Raw genomic sequence first — 7,618 nt, 5'->3', positions numbered from 1 at the left:
GGCTTGTGGCCGGCGCCCGTCTTTTGGTGGGCGGGATCTATGTCCCTGCCTCGGTTGGCGGCTTGCGCCGCCGTTCCCCTGGGGCTTGCTGCTTATTTCTTGCGAGCGGCGATGGACTTCTCGGCCAGGTTGACCAGGTCTTCGCCGATCTGCTTTTTCCATTTGTCGTAGACGGGCTGGGTGATCTTGGCGAACGCGTCGTGGTCGGCCTGGCTCAGCGCCGTCACGGTCACGCCGTGGCCTTCGATTTCCTTGAGCAGCGACGGGTCTTCGGGCGTGACGCCCTTGCGCGCGATCACGATCTGCTGCTTGCCGGCGTCCAGCGCGGCCTGGCGCACGATGTCACGGTCCTTTTCCGACCACGAATTCCAGACCTCGCGGTTGACCACGAAGATCAGCGGGTCGGCCACGTAGTTCCACAGCGTCAGGTACTTCTGGCCCACGGTGTACAGCTTGGACCCGGTGTAGATGGACAGGGGGTTCTCCTGGCCGTCGACCGCGCCGCTGGCCAGCGCCGGCTGGGCGTCTGCCCAGCTCATCTGGGTGGGGTTGGCGCCCAGCGCGGTGAACGTGTCGATGTACAGCGGCGAACCCACCACGCGCAGCTTCATGCCCTTCATGTCTTCGGGGCGCTTGATCTCGCGTTTGGAATTGCTGATCTGGCGGTAGCCGTTCTCGCCCCAGGCCAGCGGCACGACGCCGGCCTTTTCGATCAGCTTGAACATTTCTTTGCCCACGTCGCCCTGTACCAGCGCGTCGATGGCGGCGTAGTCGGGCATCAGGAAGGGCAGCGAGAACAGGTTCAGCTGCTTGACCTGCGGCGACCAGTTGATGGTCGAGCCCACGGCCATGTCGATCACGCCCTGGCGGATGGCAGTGAATTCACGGGTCTGGTCGCCTTGTACCAGCGAGGTGCCGGGATAGACCTTGATGTTGATGCGGCCCTGGGTGCGCTCGCGCACCAGGTTGGACCAGATCTCGGCGCCCTGGCCCCACGGGAAGGTGGTGCCCACGACGATGGAGAGCTTGTATTCGGCCTTGTAGTTCTGCGCCAGCGCTGCCGGCGCGCCGACCACGGCGGCGGCGCACAGGGCGGCGCCGATCAGGTTGCGGAATTTCATGTTGCGTCTCCTCTCTTTGCGGGTTTGTCTGTTGTTGTCATGCATGCCATGCCTGCCCGGGCGCATACCCGGCCAGGCGCCCTCAATAACCCAGCTTGTGCGGCAGCCACAGCGCCAGTTGCGGAAACGCCAGCACCGCCACCAGCACCAGGAACATCGCGCCCAGCAGCCACACCACCCAACGCACCGTCGATTCCATCGGCACGCGCGCGATGCGGCACGACACCATCAGGTTCACGGCCAGCGGCGGGGTGAACTGGCCCAGCGCCACCTTCAGCGTCAGGATCACGCCGAACCACACCGGGTCCCAGCCATAGGCCTTCGCGATCGGCATCAGCAGCGGCACGAAGATCAGGAAGATGGAGATGCCGTCCAGGAACATGCCGACGGTCATCAGCAACAGGATCAGCAGCGCCAGCACGCCCCATTCGCCCAGCCCGGAATTGACGATGGCGTGGGTGATCGGGTCGATCACGCTCAGCGTGGACAAAGCCCAGGCGAAGATGCCGGCCAGCGTCACCACCAGCATGATCACGGCGGACAGCTCGGCGGCTTCGCGCAGGATGGTGTACAGGTCGCGCAGCTTGATGGTGCGGTGGATGAACATGCCTACGAACAGGCCGTAGAACACGGCCACGACCGCGGCTTCGGTGGGCGTGAACCAGCCCATGCGCATGCCACCCAGGATCAGCACCGGCGCGGCCAGGCCCCACGAGGCGTCGCGCAGGCTCTTCCAGAACGGCGGGCGCGGCAGGTGCGCTTCCAGCATGCCCATCTTGTGCTTGCGGGCCAGCCACACGGCCGGCACGATCAGCGCCAGGCCGGCCAGGATGCCGGGCACCATGCCGGCGGCGAACAGCGCCGGCACCGAGGCTTCGGGCACCAGTACCGAATAGATGATGAAAGCGACCGACGGCGGGATCAGGATGTCGGTGGCGGCGCCCGCGGCGACCACGGCGGCCGAGAACGAGCCCGGGTAGCCGGCGCGGGACATGGCCGCGATCATCACCGCGCCCACCGCGGCGGCGCAGGCCGGGCCGGAACCCGAGATCCCGCCCAGGAACATGGCCACGGCAATCGACACCAGCGGCAGCATGCCGGGGCCGCGGCCGACGATGGCGATGGCGAAATCCACCAGCCGCCTGGCCACGCCCGAGCGGTCGAAGATCGAGCCGACCAGCACGAACATCGGAATGGCCAGCAGCGGGTACTTGGCCAGCCCCGCGTAGAAGTTCTGCGGCACGGTCAACAGGCCATACCAGGGCGTGTCCAGGTTGGACAGCACGATGGCGACCGTGCCGCCGATGCCCAGCGCCACGCCGACCGGCACGCCGATCAGCATCAGCGCGATGAAGACCGCGAACAGGATGCCGGCGATCATGCCTGGCCCCCTTGGCCCGTTGCGTCCTTGCGCTGGATCAGCCGGCGCAGGGTGCCCAGCGTGCGCAGCGAGATGGCGGCGGCCATGATCGGCAGCCAGATCGAATACCACCAGGTGGGCACGCCGATGGCCGGCGAGGTTTCTTCGTAGAGGTATTCGTCGGCCACCAGCTTGACCGACAGCACGGTCAGCAGCACGAAGAATGCCAGCACGCAGCCGTTGGAAATCAGCGCCATGATGCGCTGGCGACGGGGCGAGCCGTTGTCGGCCAGGATCTCGATGCGGATGTGATGGTTGCGCACGAAGGCGACGCTGCCCCCGACCATGGTCAGCACGATCAGCAGGAAGACCGAGATTTCCTCGGTCCAGGCGAACGACTGGTCGGTGAAGTAGCGCACCAGCACGTTCAGGAAGGTGATGGTGGCCAGGGCCCCCAACAGGATCACGGCCAGCCAGTCCTCGATGGCCAGCGGCACTTTCACGGCGGGGTCTGTTTCGGCGGGGATGATCGGTTCAACAGGCTCGACGGGGGCTTCGGGGCGTGACATGTGAGGCAACGGCCAGCGCGGCAGGGCGCTTTCTAGTTATAGGGTCGCTGCATCCTACCGTCGGGGCGCGGGCGCCGGTGTTCGTGTTTTCCCGCGCTGCGGTATGGCCGCAACATGGTGCATTGCAATAGCGGGGACGGGGGCTGGAACCCGGCTGGAGCGATATACCGGGTGGCGGGCAGGGGTTTGGTGCCGATATTGCTTTGCAGCAGTCGCGCCGTTGCGTCGCGGAATTCTTTTGTAACATCGTCCGGAAGGGCGCGGCGAGAGGCCGGATCGGGGTTGCGGTAATCCCGGCTCCGGGAAAACCCCTTAAACAGGTAAAATCCCTTTTCTTTGCTCCCCTCCTTATACGGCGCCCGCATCGTGTCCCTAGTTCAGCATCTGCCTGGTTCCTCTGTCCTGTCCTCCTTTCGTCGTGACCGCCTGCTGGCGCAATTGAAGGAAGCCGGCCTGCCCGTGGCCGACATCTCCGCCCGCTACGAGCACTTCGTCAGCACCGACGCCGCCCTGACGGCCGAACAGCAGCAACACCTGGCCCAATTGCTGGACTACGGCACCCCCGCCACAGGCGAAGCCCCCGCCAAGAGCCTGGCCCTGTTGGTCATTCCGCGCCTGGGCACCATTTCGCCGTGGGCCAGCAAGGCCACCGACATCGCCCACAACTGTGGCCTGTCGGCCGTGCACCGCATCGAACGCGGCGTGCGCTACACCATCACTCCCGAACGCGGCCTGTTGGGCACCAAGTCGTTCGACGACGCCATGCTGGCCCGCGCGGCAGACTGCCTGCACGACCGCATGACCGAAACCGTGGTCGACGCCAGCTTCGACGGCCAGGCGCTGTTCCAGCCGCTGGCCGGCAAGCCCATGCGCCAGGTCGACGTCCAGGCGCGCGGCGCGCAGGCGCTGGTCGAGGCCAACACGGCCCTGGGCCTGGCCCTGTCCGACGACGAAATCGACTACCTGGCCAAGTCGTTCACCGACCTGGGCCGCGACCCCACCGACGTCGAACTGATGATGTTCGCGCAGGCCAACAGCGAACACTGCCGCCACAAGATCTTCAACGCCCAGTGGGTGATCGACGGCCAGGAACAGCCCAACACGCTGTTCGGCATGATCCGCGCCACCCACAAGGCGCAGCCCGAAGGCACCGTGGTGGCCTATTCCGACAACGCCGCCATCATGGCCGGCGGTCCGGCGCAGCGCTTCCAGGCCGGCGTGCCCGGCGTCACGGGCGAGGGCGTCGACGGCGCCAGGTACATCCGCCGCGACACCACCGTGCACACCCTCATGAAGGTCGAAACGCACAACCACCCCACCGCGATCGCGCCGTTCCCCGGCGCCTCGACCGGCGCGGGCGGCGAAATCCGCGACGAAGGCGCCACGGGCCGCGGCTCCAAGCCCAAGGCGGGCCTGACCGGCTTCACCGTGTCGCACCTGCGCTTCGACGATGCCCTGCAACCCTGGGAAGCCGACCACCACGGCCTGCCCGAGCGCATCGCCTCGCCCCTGTCCATCATGATCGACGGCCCCATCGGCGGCGCGGCGTTCAACAACGAATTCGGCCGTCCCAACCTGCTGGGCTACTTCCGCTCGTTCGAGCAAAGCGCGGGCGGCACGCGCTGGGGCTACCACAAGCCCATCATGATCGCGGGCGGCCTGGGCAGCATCGACGCCGGCCTGACCCACAAAGACGTCATTCCCCCCGGCGCGCTGCTGATCCAGCTGGGCGGCCCGGGTTTCCGCATCGGCATGGGCGGCGGCGCCGCCTCCAGCATCAGCATGGGCAGCAACTCGGCCGAGCTGGATTTCGATTCCGTTCAGCGCGGCAATCCCGAACTTGAACGCCGTGCCCAGGAAGTCATCGACCGCTGCTGGCAGCAGGCCGAAAACAACCCCATCATCGCGATCCACGACGTGGGCGCGGGCGGTTTGTCCAACGCGTTCCCTGAACTGGTCAACGACGCCGGCCGCGGCGCCATCTTCGACCTGAAGCGCGTGCCCCTCGAAGAATCGGGCCTGTCGCCCGCCGAAATCTGGAGCAACGAATCCCAGGAACGCTACGTCCTGTCGATCCTGCCGCGCGACCTCGAACGCTTTGACGCCATCGCCCGCCGCGAACGCTGCCCCTACGCGGTGGTGGGCGTGGCCACCGAAGAACGCCAGCTGCGCGTGGTCGACGGCGAAGGCCTGCCCGGCCTGGACGCCATCCGCCCGCAAGGCGACGCCGAAGTCCGCCCGGTCGACGTGCCGATCGACGTCATCCTGGGCAAGCCGCCCCGCATGACGCGCGACGTGCGCCGCCTGCCCGGCGTGTCCGAACCCCTGGACCTGGCCGGCATCGACCTGACCGAAGCCGCCTTGCGCGTGCTGCGCCACCCCACCGTAGCCAACAAGTCGTTCCTGATCACCATCGGCGACCGCACCGTGGGCGGGCTGTCCAGCCGCGACCAGATGGTCGGCCCGTGGCAGGTGCCGGTGGCCGATTGCGCCGTCACCCTGGCCGACTACGAAGGCTTCCGCGGCGAAGCCATGGCCATGGGCGAACGCACCCCCATCGCCATGCTGAACGCGCCCGCCTCGGGCCGCATGGCCGTGGCCGAAGCCCTGACCAACCTGGCCGCCGCCGACGTGGCCCGCCTGGAAGACATCAAGCTGTCCGCCAACTGGATGGCCGCCTGCGGCGTCGACGGCCAGGATGCCGCCCTGTACGACACGGTGTCCGCCGTCAGCGAACTGTGCCAGGCCGCCGGCCTGTCGATTCCGGTCGGCAAAGACTCCCTGTCCATGAAAACGTCCTGGGAACAGGACGGCGAGCAGCGCCAGGTGGTGGCGCCCGTGTCGCTGATCGTCACGGCCTTTGCACCGGTGGGCGACGTGCGCGCCAGCCTCACGCCGCAACTGCGCACCGACGCCGGCGACAGCGTGCTGATCCTGATCGACCTGGGCCGCGGCCTGCACCGCATGGGCGGCTCGATCCTCGCCCAGGCCTACAACCAGGTCGGCGAAACCGTGCCGGACATCGATTCGCCCGAAGCCCTGCGCGCCTTCTTCGTCACCATCCGCACGCTGGCCGAAGCCGGCACGCTGCTGGCCTACCACGACCGCTCCGATGGCGGCCTGTTCGCCACGCTGGCCGAAATGGCCTTTGCCGGCCGCACCGGCATCTCGGTCAACCTGGACATGCTCACCTTCGACCCGCAATCGGCCGATTGGGGCGACTACAAGATCCGTCCGGAACAAGTGGCCGTGCAGCGCGAAGAACTCACGCTCAAGGCGCTGTTCTCGGAAGAAGCCGGCGCCGTGATCCAGGTGCCCGCCGCCCAGCGCGACGCCGTCATGCAGGTGCTGCGCGGTGCGGGCCTGTCGGCCCACTCGCACGTCATCGGCGGCCTGAACGGCGCCGACGAAATCGAGTTCTACCGCGACGGCAAGAAGGTCTGGGGCCAGCCGCGCGCCGAACTCGCTCGCGCCTGGAGCGAAGTGTCCTACCGCATCATGTCGCGCCGCGACAACCCGGCTTGCGCCCAGGCCGAGCTGGACGTCTGGAACGACACCAAAGACCCGGGCATGACGCCTTCTGTCGCCTTCGATCCGCAAGAAGACGTGGCCGCGCCGTTCATCAACACCGGCAAGCGTCCGCGCGTGGCGATCCTGCGCGAGCAGGGCTGCAACAGCCAGGTGGAAATGGGCTGGGCATTCGACACTGCCGGTTTCGAGGCCGTTGACGTCCACATGACCGACCTGCTGTCGGGCCGTGTCGACCTGGGCCTGGTACAGGGCCTGGTGGCCGTGGGCGGCTTCAGCTACGGCGACGTGCTGGGCGCCGGCGAGGGCTGGGCCCGCACCATCCGCTTCAACAGCAAGCTGTCGGACCAGTTCGCCGCGTACTTCGCGCGCCCCGACACCTTTGCGCTGGGCGTGTGCAACGGCTGCCAGATGATGGCCGCGCTGGCGCCGATGATTCCGGGCGCCGAGCACTGGCCGCGCTTCACGCGCAACCAGTCCGAAAAGTACGAAGCCCGCCTGTCGCTGGTCGAACTGGCCAAGTCGCCGTCGATCTTCTTTGCCGGCATGGAAGGCGCGCGCATTCCGGTCGCCGTGGCGCACGGCGAGGGCTACGCCGACTTCTCCCAGCAGGGTGACGCCGGCCGCGTGCTGGCCGCGGCGCGCTTCATCGACAACTACGGCAACGCCACCGAGGCCTACCCGTTCAACCCGAACGGCAGCCCGGCCGGCCTCACGTCGGTCACCACGGCCGACGGCCGCTTCACGGTGATGATGCCCCACCCGGAACGCGTGACCCGCAACGTCATGATGTCGTGGGCGCCGGAAAAGTGGGGCAATGCGGATACCGGCGGTGCGTACAGCCCCTGGATGCGCATGTTCCGCAACGCCCGCGTCTGGATCGGCTGACAGCCCCCACGCCGCACGCGCGTTGCGCGCTTGCTGCCCCCCGAGCAACTGTGTTTCCAGTCAAGCAGCCTGAAGGTGCAATTGGCTGTTCCATGGTTGCTGGGAGCGGGCCATGGCGTTCAGGATTCGTAGCAGCTTGTGCGAGCAAGCGA

The 7,618-nt window shown here is 67.4% G+C and carries 4 protein-coding genes; 1 reads left to right on the top strand and 3 read right to left on the bottom strand.

The features are described 5' to 3' along the window. Positions 1–92: 92 nt before the first annotated feature. From AC6LJ2_RS29735 to AC6LJ2_RS29725, 3 genes are all read right to left on the bottom strand, one after another. Positions 93–1,121 (bottom strand): DctP family TRAP transporter solute-binding subunit, encoded by a 1,029-nt coding sequence (locus AC6LJ2_RS29735; protein ID WP_263910793.1) that lies wholly within the window; start codon positions 1,119–1,121, stop codon positions 93–95. Between the two features lie 82 nt (positions 1,122–1,203). Then, positions 1,204–2,502: a TRAP transporter large permease gene (locus AC6LJ2_RS29730; protein WP_263910792.1), complete on the bottom strand. Its 1,299-nt coding sequence runs from the start codon at positions 2,500–2,502 to the stop codon at positions 1,204–1,206. Continuing rightward, the gene (locus AC6LJ2_RS29725) at positions 2,499–3,050 is read right to left on the bottom strand and encodes a TRAP transporter small permease (protein WP_263910791.1); all 552 of its coding nucleotides are present in this window, start codon (positions 3,048–3,050) and stop codon (positions 2,499–2,501) included. The genes AC6LJ2_RS29730 and AC6LJ2_RS29725 overlap by 4 nt, the downstream gene beginning before the upstream one ends. Positions 3,051–3,416: 366 nt before the next feature. On the opposite strand from AC6LJ2_RS29725, the gene purL reads away from it, so the two are divergent. Then, positions 3,417–7,466, top strand: coding sequence for a phosphoribosylformylglycinamidine synthase (gene purL, locus AC6LJ2_RS29720; protein WP_445656764.1), 4,050 nt, complete (start codon positions 3,417–3,419; stop codon positions 7,464–7,466). Positions 7,467–7,618 lie beyond the last annotated feature (152 nt).

Source organism: Achromobacter sp. 1014246743 (assembly GCF_059760725.1).
This window is presented reverse-complemented; position numbering and strand designations above follow the sequence as displayed.

Coding starts and splice junctions, on each gene's coding strand:
- AC6LJ2_RS29735 (WP_263910793.1), bottom strand. CDS start 1,121: ATGAAATTCCGCAACCTGATCGGCGCCGCCCTGTGCGCCGCCGCCGTG.
- AC6LJ2_RS29730 (WP_263910792.1), bottom strand. CDS start 2,502: ATGATCGCCGGCATCCTGTTCGCGGTCTTCATCGCGCTGATGCTGATC.
- AC6LJ2_RS29725 (WP_263910791.1), bottom strand. CDS start 3,050: ATGTCACGCCCCGAAGCCCCCGTCGAGCCTGTTGAACCGATCATCCCC.